At 64.6% G+C, this 20,939-nt stretch carries 12 protein-coding genes; 4 read left to right on the plus strand and 8 right to left on the minus strand.

Annotation, left to right across the window (positions count from 1 at the left end):
- The first annotated feature begins 51 nt into the window (after window positions 1-51).
- The 3 genes from JWM94_RS07600 to JWM94_RS07610 are packed head-to-tail and all read left to right on the plus strand — an operon-like array spanning window position 52 to window position 6,642.
- Window positions 52-5,100 carry a hypothetical protein gene (locus tag JWM94_RS07600; protein WP_299424487.1) on the plus strand — a complete coding sequence of 1,683 codons (5,049 nt, stop codon included), beginning with the start codon at window positions 52-54 and terminating at the stop codon, window positions 5,098-5,100.
- Window positions 5,097-6,272: a hypothetical protein gene (locus JWM94_RS07605; RefSeq protein ID WP_299424490.1), complete on the plus strand. Its 1,176-nt coding sequence runs from the start codon at window positions 5,097-5,099 to the stop codon at window positions 6,270-6,272. The genes JWM94_RS07600 and JWM94_RS07605 overlap by 4 nt, the downstream gene beginning before the upstream one ends.
- A 28-nt stretch (window positions 6,273-6,300) precedes the next feature.
- A complete protein-coding gene (locus tag JWM94_RS07610) occupies window positions 6,301-6,642 on the plus strand; it encodes a PilZ domain-containing protein (RefSeq protein ID WP_299424493.1) in 342 nt (113 codons plus the stop codon).
- Here the strand turns inward: JWM94_RS07610 and JWM94_RS07615 are convergent.
- Entirely contained in the window at window positions 6,639-9,905 is a 3,267-nt protein-coding gene (locus JWM94_RS07615) for a PAS domain S-box protein (protein WP_299424496.1), read from the minus strand. The two genes, JWM94_RS07610 and JWM94_RS07615, sit on opposite strands and share 4 nt — an antisense overlap.
- A gap of 321 nt (window positions 9,906-10,226) precedes the next feature.
- On the opposite strand from JWM94_RS07615, the gene JWM94_RS07620 reads away from it, so the two are divergent.
- A complete protein-coding gene (locus JWM94_RS07620; protein WP_299424499.1) occupies window positions 10,227-10,817 on the plus strand; it encodes a hypothetical protein in 591 nt (196 codons plus the stop codon).
- 42 nt (window positions 10,818-10,859) lie between these two features.
- Here the strand turns inward: JWM94_RS07620 and JWM94_RS07625 are convergent, their stop codons facing one another.
- The 7 genes from JWM94_RS07625 to JWM94_RS07655 all read right to left on the minus strand — a co-directional run bounded on the left by JWM94_RS07625 (window position 10,860) and on the right by JWM94_RS07655 (window position 20,893).
- A complete protein-coding gene (locus JWM94_RS07625) occupies window positions 10,860-13,439 on the minus strand; it encodes a TonB-dependent receptor (RefSeq protein WP_299424502.1) in 2,580 nt (859 codons plus the stop codon).
- 109 nt (window positions 13,440-13,548) lie between these two features.
- Window positions 13,549-15,138: a sulfotransferase gene (locus tag JWM94_RS07630; RefSeq protein ID WP_299424587.1), complete on the minus strand. Its 1,590-nt coding sequence runs from the start codon at window positions 15,136-15,138 to the stop codon at window positions 13,549-13,551.
- 34 nt (window positions 15,139-15,172) lie between these two features.
- Entirely contained in the window at window positions 15,173-16,567 is a 1,395-nt protein-coding gene (locus tag JWM94_RS07635) for a M20/M25/M40 family metallo-hydrolase (protein WP_299424505.1), read from the minus strand.
- A gap of 72 nt (window positions 16,568-16,639) precedes the next feature.
- Window positions 16,640-17,182 (minus strand): molybdenum cofactor guanylyltransferase, encoded by a 543-nt coding sequence (locus JWM94_RS07640; RefSeq protein ID WP_299424508.1) that lies wholly within the window; start codon window positions 17,180-17,182, stop codon window positions 16,640-16,642.
- A complete protein-coding gene (gene fdhD, locus JWM94_RS07645) occupies window positions 17,179-17,946 on the minus strand; it encodes a formate dehydrogenase accessory sulfurtransferase FdhD (protein ID WP_299424511.1) in 768 nt (255 codons plus the stop codon). Before fdhD ends, JWM94_RS07640 begins: the two co-directional genes overlap by 4 nt.
- A gap of 23 nt (window positions 17,947-17,969) precedes the next feature.
- Window positions 17,970-20,258 (minus strand): FdhF/YdeP family oxidoreductase, encoded by a 2,289-nt coding sequence (locus JWM94_RS07650; RefSeq protein ID WP_299424514.1) that lies wholly within the window; start codon window positions 20,256-20,258, stop codon window positions 17,970-17,972.
- A 107-nt stretch (window positions 20,259-20,365) separates the two neighbouring features.
- Window positions 20,366-20,893: a hypothetical protein gene (locus tag JWM94_RS07655; RefSeq protein ID WP_299424517.1), complete on the minus strand. Its 528-nt coding sequence runs from the start codon at window positions 20,891-20,893 to the stop codon at window positions 20,366-20,368.
- Between the last annotated feature and the right edge of the window lie 46 nt (window positions 20,894-20,939).

Consider the following 20,939-nt stretch of genomic DNA (forward strand, 5'->3'; position numbering starts at 1 on the left):
AGCGTCGGCGGCCCCTCCCCCCATTTGGGACCGCCGGCCCCGTCGGGCGCCATGATCCGTCAACTCTCCTCATTGTTGCTGACGATCATGGTCGTCGCCGCGCTGGTGGGTGTGCTCGTCACGCCCGCCAGCGCGGCGACACTCATTTCCAACACCGCGCACGCAACGTGGACCGATAACGGCACGCCGCGCACCACCGATTCGAACCCGGTCGATATCGAGGTCGATCCGGCGACCTATCCTCCCGCGACCATCACCGCGTACCGCCCCGATCCTGGGCCCGGCCAGATGACTTCGATCCGCCTGCCGGGCTGCCAGCGCGGCGGAACGCAGACGGCGAGCGCGGGGCCGCTCACGGGAACCGTTTCAACCTATTCTAGCGTGATCGTGCACACCGATATGGTTCGTTCCGGCGATCAATTCATCTTCAGCATCGATGCCGCCGCGGCGAACCGCGATCCGGCCGCGATCGATACCGTCCTCGCGACGATCACGACTCCCGGAGGGGATCGCGAGACGCTGACGGTATACGAGACCGACGTCAATTCGGGCATCTTCAGCGGGACGATCGCCACGCGAACGATGAATGTCGTGACCGGCGATTGCATCCTAGCGCTCGCCTCCGGCGACACCGTCACGATCGACGGCCGCATGCCCGGTCAGAATGCGATCCTCGTTACGAAGACGTTGGCAGTCCGCGTCGAAACGCAGGCCATTGTATTCGACAGCGGCACCGGCGCACCGGTATCGGGCGCGCGCGTCAGCCTGATCGATGCCGATACCGGCCGCCCCGCCACGGTCTACGCCCCCGATGGCGCGACGCCGTGGCCGTCGACGGTGACGACCGGGCAAAGCGTGACCGATGGCAACGGTGCGGGCTATGCGCAGGCGGCGGGCGAATTCTATTTCCCGACAGTGCTGCCCGGGCGCTACCGGCTGATCGTCCAACCGCCGTCGCCCTATGGGGCGCCGTCGGTTACGACCAACGCGCAACTCGCCGGGCTGACACGGCCCGACGGGTCGGCGCTCGCGCTGGCGAGCGGATCGCGTGGCGAGATCTTCACGCTGACCGCGCCGACAATCCTGCGGATCGACGTGCCGGTCGACCGGCCCGCCGGCGCGCTCGGCCTGACCAAGACCGCGTCGCTGGCGGTCGCTCAGCCCGGCGACCAAATTCTCTATACGGTTGCCGTGACAAACCCCGACGGCTCGCGATTGCGCCGCGGCGTCGCGATCACCGATACGCTACCGATCGCGATGCGTTTGCGAACCGATACGGTTCGCATCGATGGTTCAAAAAACCCGACCTCGGTCACGACCTCCGCAGATGGCCGTCGGCTCACAATCGCGCTCGGCACGCTGGCGCCAGCGGCGAGCCACATAGTCAGCTATGTCCTTACCGTCCTCCCCACCGCGCAGGCTGGTCAGGCGATCAATCGCGCGAGCGTCACCGATGCGCTCGGCGTCGAGACCAACGCCAGCGCGACCGTGCGGATCGATCGCGACACGATCGCCGCGCGGATGACGCTGGTCGGGCGGGTCGTCGCGGGACCGTGTACCGCGGATTCCGCCAAGGCCCCCGGCATCCCCGGGGTTCGCGTCATGCTCGAAGACGGCGGCTACGCGATTACCGATCGCGACGGGCGGTACCATTTCGAAGGGCTGATCCCGGGCAGCCACGTCGTTCAGGTCGATCCCGGCACGCTGGCCTCCGGCGGCACGTTCGTCGATTGCGTCCGCAGCACGCGCTCCGCCGGCAGCGCGACCTCGCGCTTCGTCGAGGGGCAGGGCGGCTCGCTGGTCGTCGCCGATTTCCAGGCGGTTCTGCCCGAGGCCGCCGCGACGGTCGAGACCGACCCCGCCATCCCCACGCCGCTCTCCGACAAAGCGGCCGCCGGCGGCGAGCGCAGCTGGTTCGAAGGCGGCGGCCCGAGCATCGCCTGGCTGTTCCCCGAGGCCGACTACAACCCGCGCCAACCCGCGGTGCGCGTCGCGATCCGCCACCTGGTCGGTCAAAAGATCATGCTATTCCTAGGCGGCAAGCCGGTCGATCCGATCACCTTCGACGGTACACGCAACGATCCCGCCAACAGTTTCACCGTCAGCCTGTGGCGCGGTGTGCCGGTGACCGACGGGCTCAACCGCTTCACCGCCGAGGTGCGCAACGCCGACGGCACCGTCGCCGAAAAGCTGACCCGCGACGTCTGGTACACGACCGCCCCGGCGCGCGCCGAATACCTTCCCGCCAGGTCGCGGCTCACCGCCGACGGGGTCAAGCGCCCGGTCATCGCGGTGCGCTTCACCGACCGTCAGGGCCGCCCGGTCCATGCCGGCACGACCGGCGACTTCGTCCTGCCCGCACCGTACGAGGCGGCGATCGAGGTCGATGCCGAACAGGCGCGGCTCCTGTCGGGGCTCGACCGCGCGGCGCCGGTGTGGCGCGTCGCAGGGGACGACGGCATCGCGTACATCCAGCTCGCCCCGACCACCACCAGCGGCGCGCTGACGCTCGACTTCACTTTCCGCGACCGCGATCAGGTCCGCCGTCAAAAGCTCGAAACCTGGCTATCGCCGGGCGATCGCCCGTGGACGATCGTCGGGTTGGCCGAGGGCCGGCTGGGCTTCGGCAAGCTCGCCAACCGCGTCGAGCCGCTTAATGAGCCGACCGACGACATCACCGCCGACGGCCGCATCGCTTTCTACGCCAAGGGCCGGATCAAGGGATCGTGGCTGCTGACCGCCGCGTACGACAGCGCCAAGCGCCGCCGCGATCAGCGGTTGACCGGAGAAATCGACCCCAACACCTATTACACCGTCTATGCCGACCGTTCGGAGCGGCGCTACGACGCGGCGAGCACGAACAAGCTGTATCTCAAGCTCGAGACGCGGCAATTCTATGCCTTGTTCGGCGATTTCGAGACCAATTTCGTCGATACCGAGCTCGGCCGCTACGTCCGCTCGGCGACCGGCGGCAAGGCGGAATATCGCGGCAAGCGCATCGCAGCGTCGGCGTTCGTCGCCAAGTTCCCGACCACGCACCGCCGCGACGAAATCCAGGGCAACGGCTTGTCGAGCGGCTACACTTTGTCGTCGCGCGACATCCTCGCCAACAGTGAGGCCGTAACCATCGAGGTTCGCGACCGGCTGCGCTCCGAGCGGATCGTCGAACGCCGCACGCTGGTCCGCTTCACCGACTACGACATCGACTATGCCACCGGCACGATCCGCTTTTCGTCGCCCGTGCTCAGCCGGTCGAGCGCGCTCGACCCGCAGTTCGTCGTGGTCGATTATGAAGTCCTGTCGGCGTCGGGCGGCGACATCAACGCCGGCGCGCGCGCGACCTGGACCAGCAAGGACGATCGCGTCCGGATCGGCGCGACGGCGATCCGCGACAAGGGCGATAACGGCGGCACGATACTGGGCGCCGCCGACGCGCGAATCCGGCTGGGCAAGACGATCGAGATCCGCGGTGAAATCGCCGGCAGCCGCCGCGACGGCAAAAGCGACATCGCAACCGCTTGGCTGGTCGAATACGAACAGCATACTCAGCGCCTCGATCTGCTCGCTTACGCGCGCAGCATCGCCGCCGATTACGGCACCGATCAGCAGAACGGCGTCGAGCTCGGCCGCCGCAAGGTGGGCATCGACGCCCGCTATCGCCTGTCCGACCGGCTGGCAATCGCGACCAGTGCTTGGGTGGACGACGACCTGACGGGCGACGCGCGCCGTCGCGCGGTACGCGCGCGCGTTGAGTATAAGGGCGACAAGACCGATTTCCGGCTGGGCGTCGCCTACGCGCAGGATCGTACCGACAGCGTCTCCTCGGCGACCTCGACGCTGATCGAGGGCGGCGCGACGCAACGACTGTTCGGCGGCAAGCTCGAAATCGACGCCGCCGCCAGCGTCGCGATCGGCAAGGCGCAAAGCGTCGATTTCCCGGCGCAATACCGTTTGGGCGCGCGCTATCAACTGTCGTCCGACGTGATCCTGACCGGCAGTTACGAGATCGCCAAGGGCGAGGGCCTCAACGCCCGCACCGCTCGTGTCGGGTTCGACCTCAAGCCATGGGCGGGCGCGCGGCTGACCACCGGATTGGGCAGTCAGAATTCGGTCGAATACGGCCGCCGCGCCTTCGCCGCCTACGGCCTCGCGCAATCGTTCCAACTCGGCAAGCGCTGGTCGGTGGACGCGACGCTCGACGGTAACCGCACGCTGTCGGGCGTGGACGCGTCGAAAATCGTCAACCCGTTTCAGCCCGTGGCATCGGGCGGCAATGTCGGCGCGGGCGACCAGATCACCGAGAATTTCACCGCGCTGACGCTCGGCGCGACCTATCGCGCCACATGGTGGAGCGGTACCGGGCGTGTCGAATATCGCTTCGGCCAATTGGGCGACCGCGCCGGCGCGACCTTCGGGCTGATCCACCGCCTCGGCGAGGGCGCGTCGTTCGGTGCGCTCGCGACCTGGACGCGCGCCGAGCAGAAAGGCGCCGCCACCACCGAGACGCTCGACCTCGCGATGTCGGGCGCGTGGCGGCCCGCGTCCAGCCCGTTCGCGGCGCTCGGCAAGCTAGCCTGGACCGAGGACCGTGTAACCAATGCGGTTGCCGGACAGGCCGGGCCGGTCGGCAATCTGCCGTTGATCGTCACCGGCGACGCCAAGTCGCGGCGGGTCGTCGGCAGTCTCTCGCTCGACTGGGCGCCGCGCGGTCGGGATGCCGACGGGCAATACCAGCGCAGCGAAGTCAGCCTGTTCCTCGGCGCGCGCTACGTGTTCGACCGGATCGACGCCTATGACCTTGCGGGGTTCACGATCATGGCGGGCGCGGATGCGCGGGTCGGGATCGGCAGCAAGGTCGAGGTCGGGGTGTCGGGCACCGTCCGCGGCGCGGTCGGCAAGGGCAATTTCGCTTATGCCTATGGCCCGACGATCGGCGTGCGGCCGGCGAAGAACATGCTGGTCACCGCCGGCTGGAACGTGCGCGGGTTCGCCGACCGCGATTTCGCCGCCGCCCGCACCACGCGCGCCGGACCGTTCGTGTCGATGAAGCTGAAGTTCGACCAGAACAGCTTCGCTTTCCTGGGACTTGGCCGCCGATGACTCGCTTGCTCGCCTTCCTGATGCTCGTGATCGCGACGATCGGCGCATCGCCGGCGGATGCCGGGACGTGTACTGCCGTCAACCAGTTCAACTTCACCTTCGCTAGTCAGGCGGCGGCCAATCTGGCGTACGGATCGAGCTATAACTATACCGCGACGACGAGCGGCGGCGGCAGCCGTGCCTTTACGATGCAGCTCACGCAAAACGGCTTGGCCAGCACCACGGTCAACGGCACGCAATTGCCCGCGATCAGCACGCTCATCACCGGCACCGACACAACGCTGCGCGACCTCGTGCTCGGCGGGATCTTCGGCGGACGCACGGCGAGCATTACCGGCACCACCAACGTCGTGACCGCGACCTTCACCTTCGCGGTGCCGATCCGCGACTTCACGATGACCGTCCATGACATCGACTTCGCGGCGAACCAGTATCGCGACCTGATCCAAGTCACCGGCGTCGGCAGTGCGGTGACCTACACGCCCGCCCTGTCGAGCCCCGCTGGCAACAATAACGGTAGCGGCAGCCGCACCGCGGCGGCATCGAGCCTGAGCTTCGGGCCGGTTGCCACGCCGACCACCATCACCGCGGCGCAGGCGGTCGGCGTCGGTGCGTCGGACAACAATTCGAACGACGGCACCATCACCGCCAGCTTCGCGCAACCGGTCACAACGGTGACCGTCCGATACGGCAACGCCCCCTATACCTCGGGCGAGAACACCACCGGGCAACAGGGTATCGGCATCGCCGGGATCAGTTTCTGTCCGATGCCCCAGTTGACCGTCACCAAAAGCTCGTCGCCGATGTCGGGCACGTTCGGCGCCTACAATCTGCCGGGCAACGACGTGCTTTACACGTTGACCGTGACCAACAGCGGCGCCAGCCCGGTCGATGCGAGCAGCATCGTGCTGACCGACATACTCCCAACCGGGATCACGTTTCGTAACACCGCGCTCGCGCCATCGAGCACGCCGTTTTCGATCGTTGCCGGGTCGAGCGGCGTGGCGTTGTCGGCGAGTTCGCCGGCCTATTCGAACAATGGCGGATCGACCTACACCTACACGCCTGCGTCCGGTTACGACGCCAACGTCAGCGCCGTCCGCGTCACGCCCACCGGCACGATGGCCGCCAATTCAAGTTTCGCGATAACGTTCGTCGCCAGAATCAACTGACTCTAACCCCACGAAAGGATGCGATTAAATGCACGGCCTTTTGGACTTGGATAAATATGTTGCCCACGTGCACCGCTGGATTCCGCGCGGCCGCAGGTACCCGACCGCCACCACCGTGACCGTCAGTTGCCCGCAACGCGGCGTGTTCAAGGCTGCGTTGGTGGATTTGTCGGCCAAGGGCGCCCGGCTTCGCGTTGCGGTCAATCTACCGGTCGACACGCCCATGATCCTGGAGATCCCGGAGATGCGACTTCTCAGTGGATACGTCGTTTGGTCGAAAGCCCGGGAACTAGGCATATGTTTCGACGAACCGCTCGACGAGGCCGAACTCGGGCGCCTTGTGGTCAGGACCTGGATCAAGCGCGTCTAAAGGCGCGCGCCACCGTCAATCAACACGTCGCCCTGCGGCTCGCTCCGACTAGCCGCGTCAGGAACCCACCGCGCCAAGGCGGCTTCGAGGTCGGCTAGCGTCAACGGTTTCGAGTAGTGATCCTGCATGCCGGCGTTGAGACATGCCCTGATGCTGTCGGCGAAAGCATTGGCCGTCAGCGCAACGATCGGTAGCTGGTCGGGTTGAATTCCCGCAGCGCGGATCAGCCGTGTTGCTTCTATCCCGTCGAGATTCGGCATCTGAACGTCCATTAGCACCAGATCGAACGGCTCGCCGTCGCGCGCGGCATCGAGGACCGCGGTCACTGCTTGCTCGCCGTCGGTCGCCGCTACGACGTCACAGTCGAAACGCTTGAGCATTGCGGTCAGCAATAGTTGGTTGACGTCATTATCCTCTGCAACCAGCACACGGACGCCGTCGGTGATGACAGTCGGAGCAGGCAAGGCGGCGGCGGGGGCCGGCCGCGCGGGCGCGACCTCGAGCGGCAGTCGCAGGAAAAAGCTGGTTCCCGTGCCGGGCGTACTGTCCAGCGTCAGATCGCCCGCCATCAGCTTGGCCAACTGGCTGCTGATCGTCAGGCCAAGCCCGGTGCCGCCAAAATGCTGTGCGATCGTCACGTCTGACTGGACGAATTGCTCGAAGATCGCGGCCTGGCGATCGGGCGCGATACCGACGCCCGTATCGCTCACTTCGATCTCGAGTTGCTCGCCGTCCGCGGTTTTGAGCACTCCACCGAAAATCGTCACTGAACCTTTTTCGGTGAATTTCAGAGCGTTGACCACCAGGTTCAGCACGATCTGGCGAATCCGCAGGCCATCGCCAATCACCAGATCGGGCAAATCGTCGTCGATGTCGCTGTACAGGATAATGCCCTTCGACGCCGCGATCGGCTCCATCAGCTTGACGCAGGCGGACAATTCATGGCGCAGATCAACCGGCTCGCGAATCATCTGCATCTGGCCCGCGTCGATCTTGGAGACGTCGAGGATATCGTTGAGCAGGCGCATCATGGCCCAGCCCGAATCGGCGATGAGCGTTGCCTGCCGCCGTTGCTCGGCGTCTAGCTCGCTGGCCAGCAGCAATTCAATAAACCCGATCACCGCGTTCATCGGCGTCCGGATTTCGTGACTCATATTGGCGAGGAAGGTTGCCTTGGCGTCGGCGGCGTTTTCCGCCGCATCGCGCGCGGCGGCGAGTTCGATCTCCAGCTGCTTGCGTTCGGAGATGTTGCGGATCGATGCGATGATCTCCTGCGGCTGATTGGTGCCAGGGTGGCGGACAAGCCCGCAATGCGCCTCTAGCCACGGCCAGGTCCCCGGTCGGCTGATCGAATCGACGCGGTAAGCGGTGACCATCCGGTCCACCTCGCCGCGCGCCAGCGACCGATAGGCCTCTAGCGCGTGGCCGGCATCCTCCTGATGGAAGCGATCAAGCATTTGCTGGCCCAGCAACGACTTTGGGTCGACGCCGATGATGTCCTTGACCGACGGCGACGCGTACAGACAGGTTCCGTCGAGATCGAGACGGAAGACCGCGTCGGTCGCATTGTTGGCGAGCAATTCGAGCAGCGCGCCGTTTTGCGCCAGCAATTCCTCCGCATTCTTGCGGTCGGTGATATCGAGTGCGATGCCGATATGCCCGACAATCTCGCCGTCCACGTCGACTTCGGGTGTACTGATGCTGTCGATCCACACCACCGTGCCATCGGGCCGCGTGTACCGAAACTCACCGCGGCGGGTCTGACGGTCGCTCATCATCGTGGCGCGCACAGCCTTGACGCGATCACGGTCGGCTTCCGACAGGCCGGCGAGCCACCCGTTCCTGGCGGCTTCCTCGTCGGCCAGCCCGGTCAGCTCCGACCAGGCGGCATTGAAGTAATTGCCATACCCCAGCGCATCGGTGCGAAAGATGCCGACTGGCGACAGTGCCGCGAGCGTTTGAAAGCGTGTCTCGCTTTCGCGCAATGCGGTTTCGGCCGCACGGCGTTGGGTAACGTCGCGAATATTGCCGATCGTGCCGGCAAAGCGCCCGCCATCGTCGTGCAGGGCGCGGCTGCTGACTTCGATGTTATGAATGGCGCCATCGGCCGAATGTAAGCGCACTTCGACCAGGCATTCGTCGATCTCGCCGCTGACGATCCTCTCGTACAACGCCATCGCCTGCTCACGATCGTCGTCATGCATGTGAAGCATCGCATATTGGCCGAGACTGTCGGCGACGCTGTATTTCGACAATTGCTCCCACGCGTCGTTCAGGAACACCCAGCGCCCGTCGTGATCGGTGCGGAAAATCACCTCACGCAGATTGTCGAGCATCGATCGCGCGAAATCGCGGCTGGCATGAAGCTCGCGCTGAGTCCGCGCCACGCCGGCCAGCACCGCGGCGACGGGCAGGCCGATCGTAAAATTCACCGCAACGAATGCCTGGACGACGAGGATTCTGGTCGGAAGATCGCCATGGATCCAAGTGACCGGACCGACGCCGCGCGTCGTAACGGTAAAGGCCACTGCCAACATCAGCGCGATGGACGCAGCGGTGCCGACCGAGCCCAGCCGGAACGCGGCAATGAGCACGAGCGGGCAGACGAGGAACAATAACGGGATCTGTGCCTCGGCAAATACCCAGATAGCGGCAATCAGCGTGAGGCCGAGGATAAGGACCGCTTCGCGCGCCAAACGATGGGTAAGCTGGTGCCGCCTCTGCCAGCCATCGATGAAGATCATGATCAGCGCGGCGCCGACCATCATGCCAAGCCCGTGCGCGAGAGACCAAGCTGCCCAGGCACTGAGCTCGAAGCGCCCGAGCTGGGCAAGGCGCAGCGTCGTCGCCAGCAGACCAGAGACGAGCGGAACGAAACATCCCGCGATTACGGCGAACCACGTCAAATCGCGAATGTTGCCGAAGTCGGGGTGATCGACGCGCGCGCGGCGTAACGCCCAACACACCGCCAAGACCTCGATCGTGTTGATTGCAGCGAAACTGGCAATTCGAGCCGGAGGGCTGCCGACCAATAGCCCCGCGGTAACGTTCGCCAACCAGCCGACCATCAGGAACGCGGGCATCGTCCAGCCCCGCGCGCGCAGGACGATGATCACGAGAATGGCGTTTGGCAGCCACAGCGCCGCGATTTTCTGTGCGTCGCGGGACCAGCCGAGGCCAAGCCAGCACGCGACAAACAATACGCCATAGGTTGCGGGGAGCAGAAGTGCGGGACTTCGAAGCCACAAATTTATGCGCGACATCGACGCTTCCCCCATTACCATTTCATGAAAGGGAATAGTTAACGAGAAGTAAACGGCAGTGTGCGCTGTGGCACGCGTTGCGGGTCCACGGAAGTGACGTCGGGCGAACGCCGGGGCGGGGATTGACCGTCGCCTTGGACGCCGCCCGGGAAAACGGAGATGGAGCTCTGCACACCCGAATTCATCCACATGGATGAACATTCCGATGGATTGGCTCAACACTTAGTATGGTTAATGCATACGGTTAACTTTTTCGGCAGCGCCTCGACGTCAATTCCTCTCCGACCGCCAAACGCGGAACATACATTCGGGGTTGGGCCAATGTTGATCGACACTCACAACCAATTTGCCGGAGCTGCATCCACACCGCTTCTGGGTAACCCGGTCGTGCCCGTAATAGGCGCGCGCGCGCGGCACGCGATCGACTGTTTGAACGCGGACGAAATCGACGGGCCGGGTGGTGACGCGCTGGCGCGGGTCGCTGACCAGGTACGCCTCACCCCGCTGGCGATCGATGCCCGCTCGGCACGATGGCATGCGGGCGCGAGCGATTGCGATGGCCGGCCGGGGCTCAAGGTCGAGGTGGTATTGGACTATAGGGGCGATCGCAGCTTGTTCGCGGTACTGCCGTGGGGCGTGGACAGTGCGCCGGTGACAGTCGCGATTACCGACACAAGCTTGATTGTAACTGCATTTGGCGTGGTGGAGAATCCCGAAGACCTGATCGCTCCGCTGCGCGAGGCAGTCGAGCGGATTGAAAGAAGCGTCGCGATCCAAGCGCTCCATGTCGCCCAGGCCAACGCCGCATTGATGTCGCTCGCCGTGATACTATTGCGCCGGCGCGTGCGGCGCGACGCGGCAGCGGCGCCCGCGGACCAGTTTCAACGCCCCGGTCTCGTTCACGCCGGTTAGAACAAGTGCATCGGTCGCCCTGAGCCGGCCGATGAAGCGCCGCTAAAACTTCGCGCCGAACCGTAGCCCTATCGTCTGTGGCGTGATCGGCACGATGTACGGCCGCTGGCCGCAGCTGCCGCATTCCTGGAACCGCGACAATTGCCCGCGCGCATCGAACGCGTTCTGCAGATAAAGCTCCAGGCTGAACTTGCTCCATTCCGCGCCGATCGCGAAGTCGGCGGTCGTGAAGGAAGGCAGTCGGCCCAGCTGCGCCGCCGGATTGATGACGTTGCCGCTGAAGGTTTCGAACACCGCCGTACGGATGTCGGTCGATGCCGAGCTCTGATACGCCACCACCGCTTGGCCGTAGAGTTTCGCCCCGCCCATCGGCACGGAGTAGCGCGCCGACCCGTTCAGCTTGACCTGCGGCGTCACCGGCAGCCGCGTTCCCTTGGGCGCCGACACCAGATTGCCCGCGCCGGTACAGGTGTAGGTCGGATCGTCGACGATGCACAGATTCTTGGTCGTCTTGGCATCGGTGTACGACCCCGAAGCCGTCAGGCTGAGTGGCCCGAGCGTCAGCGCGCTGTCGAACTCGGCGCCCCAGATTCGCGCGTCGGGCCCGTTATGGATCTCGGTGAAGCTGTTCTGGCCGAGGAACGAGAATTGAAACTTTTTCCAATCCTGCCGATAGAGCGCCGCGTTGAAGCGGAACTTGCCGCCGAACCCGGTGAACTTCCCGCCGACCTCGTAATTGGTCAGGAAGTCCGCTGCATAGGGTGCGACGTCGGCGCGTCGGTTGATCCCGCCGGGACGGAACCCACGCGACATCGTGCCGTACAGCAGCACGCCGCTGACCGGCTTCCAGCTCAGGTTGAAGCGATAGGTGACCCCCTGCCCCGACGCCTTCACCGGCAGGATCGTCCCACCCGAATACACGCCAAGATCGGTGCACGGGCTGCCGGCGACCGCAGCCGGCAACAACGTCGTGTTCGCCTGCCCCACCAGCTGGGCATCGCGCAGGCGCACGCCACTCGTGGTAAAGCATCCCGCGACGCCAGTGCGCGTCGAATAAGCGGCGTTGGGCGGCGGGCCACCGGTGAGCTGGTTGAACGCCGGATTCCGCCCGAAACCGAAGAACCCGATCAGGCTGTTATCGTAGATGAACGCGCGACCGCCGGCGGTGAAGGTCAGCGTTGGGGTGAGGTCGAAGCTCGCCTCCCCGAACATGGCGTAATCCTTGTCCACGCGATGCTGCTGGGTCAGCCACAATGTTCCCGGCGATCCGTTGACCGACAGCAACGGCGCCAGACCGGCCACCTGATAATCCTGATGAATGTCGTTCGACTGACGCTGATAGAATAGACCGGCGACGATCCGGAAGCGGTTGGTCGAGGGCGACGCGACGCGGAATTCCTGGCTCATCTTCTTGAAGTGATCGGTACCGATCACCTTCTGGCGCGGGTCGATTGTATTGCCCGCCGCATTCCGGAAATAGAAATAGCCGGCGATACCGCCGACCGAGGAATAGAGATTGTCGTATGCCTCGGCATAATCGGTATAATCGCTCGACGCGTAATCCTTGCGGTCGAGATACGCACCGGCATAGGTCAGGTCCCAATTGCCCAGCCTGCCCTCGATCGTCAGCCCGGCCTGCCAGAAGCGGTCGCGGCGGAATTCGGGGAAGAAGTGCTGGACCTTGAGATCGCCTAGCCGCGGGTCGTAGCCGTACGAACCATGGCTGCGCGTGTCCTGAACCATGATGCTCGGCGTGATCGTCCAATTGCTGTCGAGGTCGACCTTCAACGCGGCGCGGCCGCCGGCGATCTCGGTGTCGTTATAGTCCTTCTTGACGAAGGCAGAGTTGTTCACCGTCCCGGTGTAGCCGGCTGCGAGCGGTGCGAGCGGTGCGGACACGTCGAAACTGCGCGTGCCCGGAACGTTGTCGATATAGCCGGCATCGCGCTGGTAGAAGGCGACGCCGCGAAACGCGATGCTGGCCGACAGCGGGATGTTGATCATCCCCTCCGCCTTGCCGCCATAGCCGCCCTTGCTGACCTTGTTGCCCTCAAGATCGATCCGTCCGTACAGACTCGATGTATCGGGCTTGTTGGTGATGATGCGGATCGTGCCGGCTTCGGACGACGCGCCGTACAGCGTGCCCTGCGGGCCCGACAGACTCTCGATCCGCGCGATGTCATAGATGTGGACGTCGAGGTTCCCGCCGATCGTCGTCACCGGCTGTTCGTCGAGATAGACCCCGACCGACGGCAGCGATCCCGAATGGTTGCCGTCGCCGCCCGACGCCACGCCGCGCATGTAGACGACGTTGGTCCCCGGCGTGCCGCCCAGCGCCTGGAACGACACCGAGGGCAGCATCTGGGCATATTGCGAGAAGTTGGTGATGTTGAGGTCGTCGAGCTTCTTGGTCGTCAGAACGGAGACCGCGATCGGCACGTTCTGCAAGCTTTCGGAGCGCTTGGTCGCGGTGATGACGATATCGCTGCCGTTCTGGTCGTCGGTCTGCGGCGCCGGCGCGTCGGCGGCGGGCGGCGCGGTCTGGGCAAAGGCCGGATAGGCGACCAAGGCGGCGGATGCGAGCAGGGCCGACAGGGCGGCACGACGGTACAAGGGTTTCATTTCGTAGAGCCCCTTTAATCGTTTGTTGCGCTCAAACTGTTCGCGTACGCAACAATCGTCAAGGAAGTGTTTTAGCCCGGCAATACAAAGCTTGAGAGTCGTTGCGAAATTACAACGAAAACGCCGCGGGCACGGCGGGGTAGGGATCGAGCACATCGCCCAGCGCACCCTTGAGTGGAGCGAGCCACGGCTCGAACGGCTTCCACGCCTCGGTCGCGTCGCGGAAGATCGGCTGGCGAACCTGTTCCGAGCTTGCCGTCCGAACCGCGCGCTCGGTCTCGTGAAACGCGAGACACGCCGGTTCGAAATCGAGTCCGCAATATTCGAGCAACGCGCGCACCTCGCGCTCGGTATGATCGACCATGTCCTCGTAGATCACGCGGTGAACGCGCCCCGGCAGCATCGCGTCGACATGCGCCATCAAACGCACATAGTCGCGATAGTAACGCCCCAGGTCGGACAGGTCGTAACTGAACGCCTGGCCGCGCGCGAAATGCTGTTTGAAGTTGGAAAAGCAGCAGCCGAGCGGATGCCGCCGCGCATCGATGATTTTCGCGTTGGGCAGGATCAGGTGGATCAGCGGCACGTGCGCCCAATTGTTGGGCAATTTGTCGATGAACAACGGCCGGTCGGTGCGGCGCTGGATGCGCGTGCGCCGGAGATATTCCTCGCCCAGCGCGCGCAGCGTCTCGCCGGTAAAATGACCGACCCCGTCGGGATAATTGGCGTCGCGCCGCGCGAGCGCCGGAATGTCTGGCAGCTCCGTCGTGCCCTCGACTCGGCCGTGGCTCGCCAGGATCTGTTCGACCAGCGTCGATCCCGCGCGCGGCATGCCCAAGATGAAGATCGGGTCGGGCGCGTCGCAGCCAAGGCCGGCGCCCGCGGCAAAGAAATCGGCGGAGAATAGCGTGATACTGCGATCGACGAAGCGCTCGGTCTCGTCGGCGTCATAGACCTGCCTAGTCTTCCGCAGCGCATTGCCCGCGGCGTAGTGCCGGAACGCCGGCTCGGCCTGCCCGCGATCCTCGAACGCCTTGCCGAGCGCGAAATCGAGGTGAAACCGGTCCTCGTCCGACAGCCCCGGCGCGGCGAGCGCCGCTTCCATCGCGGCCATGTCGTCGTCGTCGAACTTGACCGTTTTGAGGTTGGCAAGACTCCACCACGCCTCGCCCAGCGCCGGGGTCAGGTCGATTGCGTGACGATAGGCGTCGACCCCTTCCTGCCGGCGGCCGACGGTCTTGAGCATATGGCCATAACTCATCCATACGCGCGGCTGGTCCGGCGCATCGCGCAGGACGCGGTCGTAAAGCAGGATCGCTTCGTCGAAATCGCCCACACGGCCCAGCGCCGCCGCCTGGAGGTTGGCATGGCCGGGATTGTCGGGATCTTCGGCAACGACCCGTTCTAGCTGCTCGATCGCCTCCGCCGGGCGGTTGAGCCGGTAAAGCACCAGCGCCAGATTGGCGCGCGCCGCGGTGAAGCCGGGCGACAGCTCGACCGCGCGCCGCAACAGGCTTTCGGCATCCTTGTAGCGCCCGATCCGCCCGGCGAGCTCGGCCAGCATGCGGATCGCCGCGACGTCGAACGGGTCATCCTGCAGATGCTGCTTGAGCAACGGCTCGGCGACGTGGAGCGCATTGTCGTTGAGCGCCAGCGCCGCCTCGACCAGCCGCGGTGGATAGCGGCCGGTCGCCGCCATCCACGATCCGTCGCTCGCCACCCCCGCCACTCGGCTATTTCGACAGGTCGGCGAACAGCGACAGATAATAAGTGATGCCCGGCGCGATGTTCATCACCGGGGTGCGCTCGTTGAGGCCGTGGCTGAAATCGTCCGATTCCTTCAGGAAGGTCGGGCTGGCGCCGTAGCTCGGCACGTTATGATAGCGGAACCACATGCTGTCGCTCGCGCCCGACGCCTGGCTCGGAAACACTGGCACGCCCGGGTAAATCCGTCCCATCGCCTTGGTGATCGCGGCGATGAAATCGGCGCGCATCGGCGATGCATCATTGGGCACGGATCCTTCGGTGACGTCCTTGAATGTTGCGCCGGGATCGCCGCCGACGCGCTGCAGCTCCGCCATGATCTCCGCGGGCTTGTGGCCGGGAAAGATGCGGCAGTTGATGTTCGCCGTGACCTTTTGCGGCAAGGCGTTGAGCGCATGGCCGCCGTTGATCATCGTCGCCACGCACGTCGTGCCGATCCGCCCGACCGTCGCGGGATTGGCGACGAGCGTGGCGATCGCCTGCTGATCGGTCGGGTCGGCGACGAACGCCAGCAGCGCCTTGCCGATCGCGGGCTCCTCGTATGGCGCGGCGGCGGTCAGCGCAGCGCGCGTCAGCGGGCTCAGCTCGGGCGTGAAGCGGTACGCGCCGATCCGGTCGAGAATGCGCGACATCTGCACGATCGCGTTGACGGGGCGCGGCGCCGACGAATGGCCGCCGGGATTGGTCACCGTTATCTCGAAATCGGCATAGGTCTTCTCGGCGCCCTGCCAGGTGAAATATTCAGGTCTACCGGTCTTTTCGTCGAGCACGCCGCCGCCGCCGTCGATGTTGAGCACGAGGTCGGCGTTCTTGAGTTTCTCCGCGATGATTCCGGAGGTCTTCATCCGGGTTTCCTCGTCACCCGAAAATTCGATCACGATGCTGCGGCGCGGCTTGTAGCCTTGGCGGCGCAGCTCGGTCAGCGCGGCGATCGCGATCGTGCCGTCGAGCTTCATGTCGGTCGCACCGCGGCCGAACAGATAGCCGTTCGCGACCACCGGGGTGAACGGATCGCGCTGCCAGTCGGACGGCTTGGCCTCGACCACGTCCATATGGCCCGAAATGACCAGCGGCTTGAGCTTGGGGTCGGTCCCCGGCCAGCTGCCGATCAGATAGGCGGTGTCATCGACGCGCGTGATCTCGACATCGCGATCGGCAAACCCGCCGGCGACCAGCGCCGCCTTGTACAGCGCCGCGACCTCGGGGGTCCTGTTACCGGGCCCGGCGACCGAGCGCAGCGCGATGGCGCGCATCGCGAGATCGAGCGCCTGCGCATCGGCGGCGGGGTGCGCCGAGCGAGTCTGCGCGGACGCCGCTACCGCGACCATCAATCCAATTGCCGCGACCCAACCGAGCTTGTTCATGTTCGCCCCTTTTCGTGACCAAAACTTTTCGGGCAGGAACGCCGCCGACGCAAGCCAATAGACCGAAGTCACTCAGAGCGGGGAGGAGCCGGACGCTATGCGGTGCAAGTCGGCTGGCGTATTCACGTTCGCGAGCTCACCGGCGTGGACCGGATGCGCGCCCGCTACCGTCGCCCAGAACCGCATCGAGCGGTCCGCCGAGGTCGCGAGATGATGGTCCAGCAACGCCGCCAGCGATGACGGCCAACGACCGATCACCGGGAGATTGGGCAAATAAGCGGACGCTCCGGCACTCGCCAGCCGAACGGCCAGATCGCTCGGTAAAAAAGGGACGTCGCACGGTACCGCGACGACGGTCTCAAAGTCGTGCTCGCGGGCATAATGCATCGCGGCATTGAGCCCGCCCAATGGCCCTAGGTCCGCCGCAGGGCAGTCCGGCACGCTAACATATCCTGGCACCTCGCGACCGCAGACGATGACCGCATCGACTTGCGGCGCCAGACCATCGATTGCCCGGTCGATCAGGCGGCGTCCGTCGAGCCGCGCATTGGCCTTGTCGCTGCCGAAGCGGTGCGATCGACCGCCGGCAAGGACGGCCCCCAGCACGCGGCTCATGTCGCCATCGCCAGCACCGCGTCGGGCCTCGCCAGCACGCGGAGCGGCAGGCCGGCGGCGGCGGCGTGATCCATCGCTAGGCTGGTCGGTGCCGAGATCGTCGCGAGCATCGGACAGCCTGATAACACCGCCTTTTCGACCAGTTCGTACGAGCAGCGCGAGGTCAGCAACGCGAATCCGCCTTCCCACGAGACGTGGGTCCGAAGCATCGCGCCGATCAGTTTGTCGAACGCGTTGTGCCGACCGACATCTTCGCGAACCAGCCTGACCTCGCCTTGTTCGGAGCAGAGCGCGGCGCCGTGGACCGCGCGGGTGGCGTGGTTGAGCGGTTGGGCAGAATCGAGTTCGGCCAACGCCCGAAATATCGCAGAATCATTGCCGCGCCACTTGGTCCGGATGGATGGCAGCGGACGAACCGCCTGCTCGAGATTTTCGATCCCGCACAGCCCGCACGACGAATCCGACGCGCGATGCCGCACGCGGTCGAGCACTCGGTCGGCGACATTTGCCGCGAGCGTGACACGAACGACGATGCCCTCGCTCATGCGATGCTCGTCGATGTCGAGAATGTCTTCCGCGCGGTCAACCAACCGCTCGGATAACGAGAACCCCGTCGCAAGATCGTGCAGGTCGGCGGGGGTCGCCATCAACACGGCATAGCCGATCCCGTTGAACTCCAGCGCGACCGGTGTTTCGATCGCGATATCCCGCTCGATCGCGACGTTGCTGCCGTCCGGGCCGATGCGCGACAGCGAACGGCGCACCGATCCCGGCTGTTCGTCCGTGCTCAGGCTGCGATCCTGACGGGGACCGATTTGGCTGCGGGGACGTGGCTCTCCTCGGCATGATGCTCGACCGGCATCAGCACGTTGCACTCGGGATAGTAAGCGCCGAGACACCCGCGCGGGATCGCATATGGCGTGACGATCAATCCGTCGCGGCGCCGCAGCTTGCCGTCGCCGGCATCGCTTTCGAGCGCGACGATCTGGCCTTCCCGCAGCCCGGCAGCGGCGATGTCGGCGGCGTGCATGAACAGTATGTCGCGCGTTCCCTTCACCCCGCGAAAACGATCGTGATAGCCGTAGATCGTCGTGTTGAACTGGTCGTTCGAGCGAAGCGTCATCAACCGGTACCGCCCCTGTTCGTCCGCGAACCCTGTCGCGGAAAGACCACTCGGCGCCAAAAACTCGGCCTTCCTACTCGGGGTCTGCCAGATCCGCTCGGCGGCTTTGTTGCCCTTCCAAAACCCGCCGGGCGTGAACAGCCGTTGGTTATAGTCCTTGAATATCAGCGGATACGTCTCCTCGATCGCGTCGCGGATCAGCGCATAATCGGCGACCCAGGCATCCCAATCGGCCTTCGGATTAGGCGGCAGGATCTGCTTGGCGATCCCCGCCACAATCGCCGGTTCCGACAACAGAAACTCGCTCGCCGGCTTGGCCTTGCCGCGCGATCCATGGATGCAGCTCGTCGAATCCTCGACCGACACGGCTTGCGGCCCGCTCGCCTGAACGTCCTGCTCGATCCGCCCGAGGCACGGCAGCAGATAGGTGACCTTGCCGGGAAACAGGTGATTGCGGTTCAACTTGGTCGCGACTTGCACCGACAGGTCTAGCCGCGGCCAGGCTTCCTCCATCGCCGCCGTCTCGGGCACCGCGCGCAGGAAATTGCCGCCGACCGCAACGAACGCCTTGACCGACCCGTCGATCACCCCGCGGCACGCCTCGACCGTGTCGAGCCCTTTCTCGCGCGGCGCGGTAAAGCCGTATTGCTCTTCAAGCTTGTCGACCGGGACCAGTTCGGTCTTCTCGGTGATCCCGACCGTGCGCTGGCCCTGCACGTTGGAATGACCGCGCACCGGGGTCGGCCCCGTTCCCGGTCGGCCGATATTGCCGCGTAGCAGCAACAGATTGACGACCATACGGACGTTCTCGACGCCCTTTACGTGCTGGGTCAGCCCCATGCCGTAAATCGCCATCACCGCCTTGGATGTGGCGTAGACGCGCGCCGCTTGCTCGATCTCGGCCTTGGCCAACCCGGACTCGCGCTCGATATCGACCCATTCGGCGGCGCGCACGACACCGACGAATTCGCCGAACCCGCTGGTATGCGCCTTGATGAAATCGAGATCGAGCACGGGATTTTCGCCGTTCGCCACCGCCGTGTCGTTCCATTCGACCAGGAACTTGGCGATCCCCATCATCGCCGCGATGTCGCCGCCCGCCTTAACCTGATGGTATTGCGTCGAAATCGCGGTTTCCCTGAGCGTCGCCATCTCGAACGGGTTTTGCGGGTCGGTGAAGCGTTCCAATCCGCGCTCCTTGAGCGGATTGAACGTAATGATCTCGACCCCGCGCTTGCGGCATGAGCGCAGATCGTGAAGCATGCGCGGCGCGTTCGAGCCGACATTGTGGCCGAAGAAGAATATCGCGTCGCACTGTTCGAAATCGGCCAGTTGCGTGGTGCCGACGGGCACGCCGATCGCCGCCTTCAGCCCGACCGAGGTCGATTCGTGGCACATGTTCGAACTGTCGGGCAGGTTCTGGTTGCCGTACATCCGCGCCATCAGCCCGTACATGTACGACGCTTCCAAGCTCATGCGTCCGGACGAATAGAAAACCACCGATTTGGGGTCGAGCGGCCGGAGCCGATCGCCGATCTCCGCGAACGCATCCTGCCACGAACACGCGACGTATTTGTCGGTCGCGGAATCGTAACGCAGCGGATGCGTCAACCGGCCATGCTGTTCGAGATCGTAATCGCGCCAGCTACGCAGCTCGCTCAGCGTATGCTCTTCGAAGAAGGCCGGGGTCGTCCGCCGCGAGGTCAGTTCCCACGCGGTCGCCTTGGCGCCTTCCTCGCAGAATTCGGCTGGGTGGTGATCGGCCGGCTTCGGCCAGGCGCAACTGACACAGGCGAAGCCCTCGGGCTTGTTCTGCCGCGCCAGTTCCCGGATTACTTCCGGCGAAACACGCTCGCGCGGCAGGATTTCGGCGACCGACCGAAGCGATCCCCAGCCGCCCGCCGGGCCCTTGAACGGCTTTACTTCGGGATCGTCCGACTTCTGCTTCGCCATTTAACGGCCCCGGTGGTTCGTGCTCACGCATACGCCCAACGGGCAACAAATAGAAATGTTCACGCTGGCGGCCCGCGCCGATTCGTTAAACGCCGGCGCCCGTTTTATTACAAGATTCCGGCCGCCGTCCCGACGCAGGCAAAAAGTATGATGGCGACGACGAAAAGAGCCTCCCGCATCAAACCGTGAGTGAGAAAATCGAACGCTTCGGCATCTTCCGGAAACACCCTGGCGAAAACCCACATTGGAATGAGCGCGAAAATGCCAATTGGCCAGATCAGGGCTAGCGCAAAAATCTTGACCCGCTCGTTCGCGCAGTGTGGCACGCTAAGGCTTGAACCGGACAGCGCGCGATAGAAAATCCCGACGAAGATGAAGTAGAAGACAATCAGGTCTTTTGTTGCCGTATACAACTCAAGCCCGAAGACGTTGGCCAGCCGTCCAAACGTCATATCGATGGGCGGGTATACGATTTCGGCGTACGCATGCAGTAAAACAGCAAGCAGGCTATGCGGCGACTGGCCGATCATGTGTTGCACAAACCTGATCGCGGACAGAACGCCGGTGCCTTTTGCGAGCGACTCGGCGCCGTCCGTGATAGTATTTAACGCAGATTTCTCGCTCTTCGATTCCACGGGCCGTTCTTAAGAGCGATGCCGTATCTGGCCAAGCACCCTGCAT

It is taken from the genome of Sphingomonas bacterium (genome assembly GCF_028289855.1).
Lineage (GTDB): Bacteria > Pseudomonadota > Alphaproteobacteria > Sphingomonadales > Sphingomonadaceae > Sphingomonas.

Bases quoted from the DNA above. Each gene is read 5' to 3' on its own strand.
- JWM94_RS07600 (WP_299424487.1), top strand. From the start codon at position 52: ATGATCCGTCAACTCTCCTCATTGTTGCTGACGATCATGGTCGTCGCC.
- JWM94_RS07605 (WP_299424490.1), top strand. From the start codon at position 5,097: ATGACTCGCTTGCTCGCCTTCCTGATGCTCGTGATCGCGACGATCGGC.
- JWM94_RS07610 (WP_299424493.1), top strand. From the start codon at position 6,301: ATGCACGGCCTTTTGGACTTGGATAAATATGTTGCCCACGTGCACCGC.
- JWM94_RS07615 (WP_299424496.1), bottom strand. From the start codon at position 9,905: ATGTCGCGCATAAATTTGTGGCTTCGAAGTCCCGCACTTCTGCTCCCC.
- JWM94_RS07620 (WP_299424499.1), top strand. From the start codon at position 10,227: ATGTTGATCGACACTCACAACCAATTTGCCGGAGCTGCATCCACACCG.
- JWM94_RS07625 (WP_299424502.1), bottom strand. From the start codon at position 13,439: ATGAAACCCTTGTACCGTCGTGCCGCCCTGTCGGCCCTGCTCGCATCC.
- JWM94_RS07630 (WP_299424587.1), bottom strand. From the start codon at position 15,138: ATGGCGGCGACCGGCCGCTATCCACCGCGGCTGGTCGAGGCGGCGCTG.
- JWM94_RS07635 (WP_299424505.1), bottom strand. From the start codon at position 16,567: ATGAACAAGCTCGGTTGGGTCGCGGCAATTGGATTGATGGTCGCGGTA.
- JWM94_RS07640 (WP_299424508.1), bottom strand. From the start codon at position 17,182: ATGAGCCGCGTGCTGGGGGCCGTCCTTGCCGGCGGTCGATCGCACCGC.
- JWM94_RS07650 (WP_299424514.1), bottom strand. From the start codon at position 20,258: ATGGCGAAGCAGAAGTCGGACGATCCCGAAGTAAAGCCGTTCAAGGGC.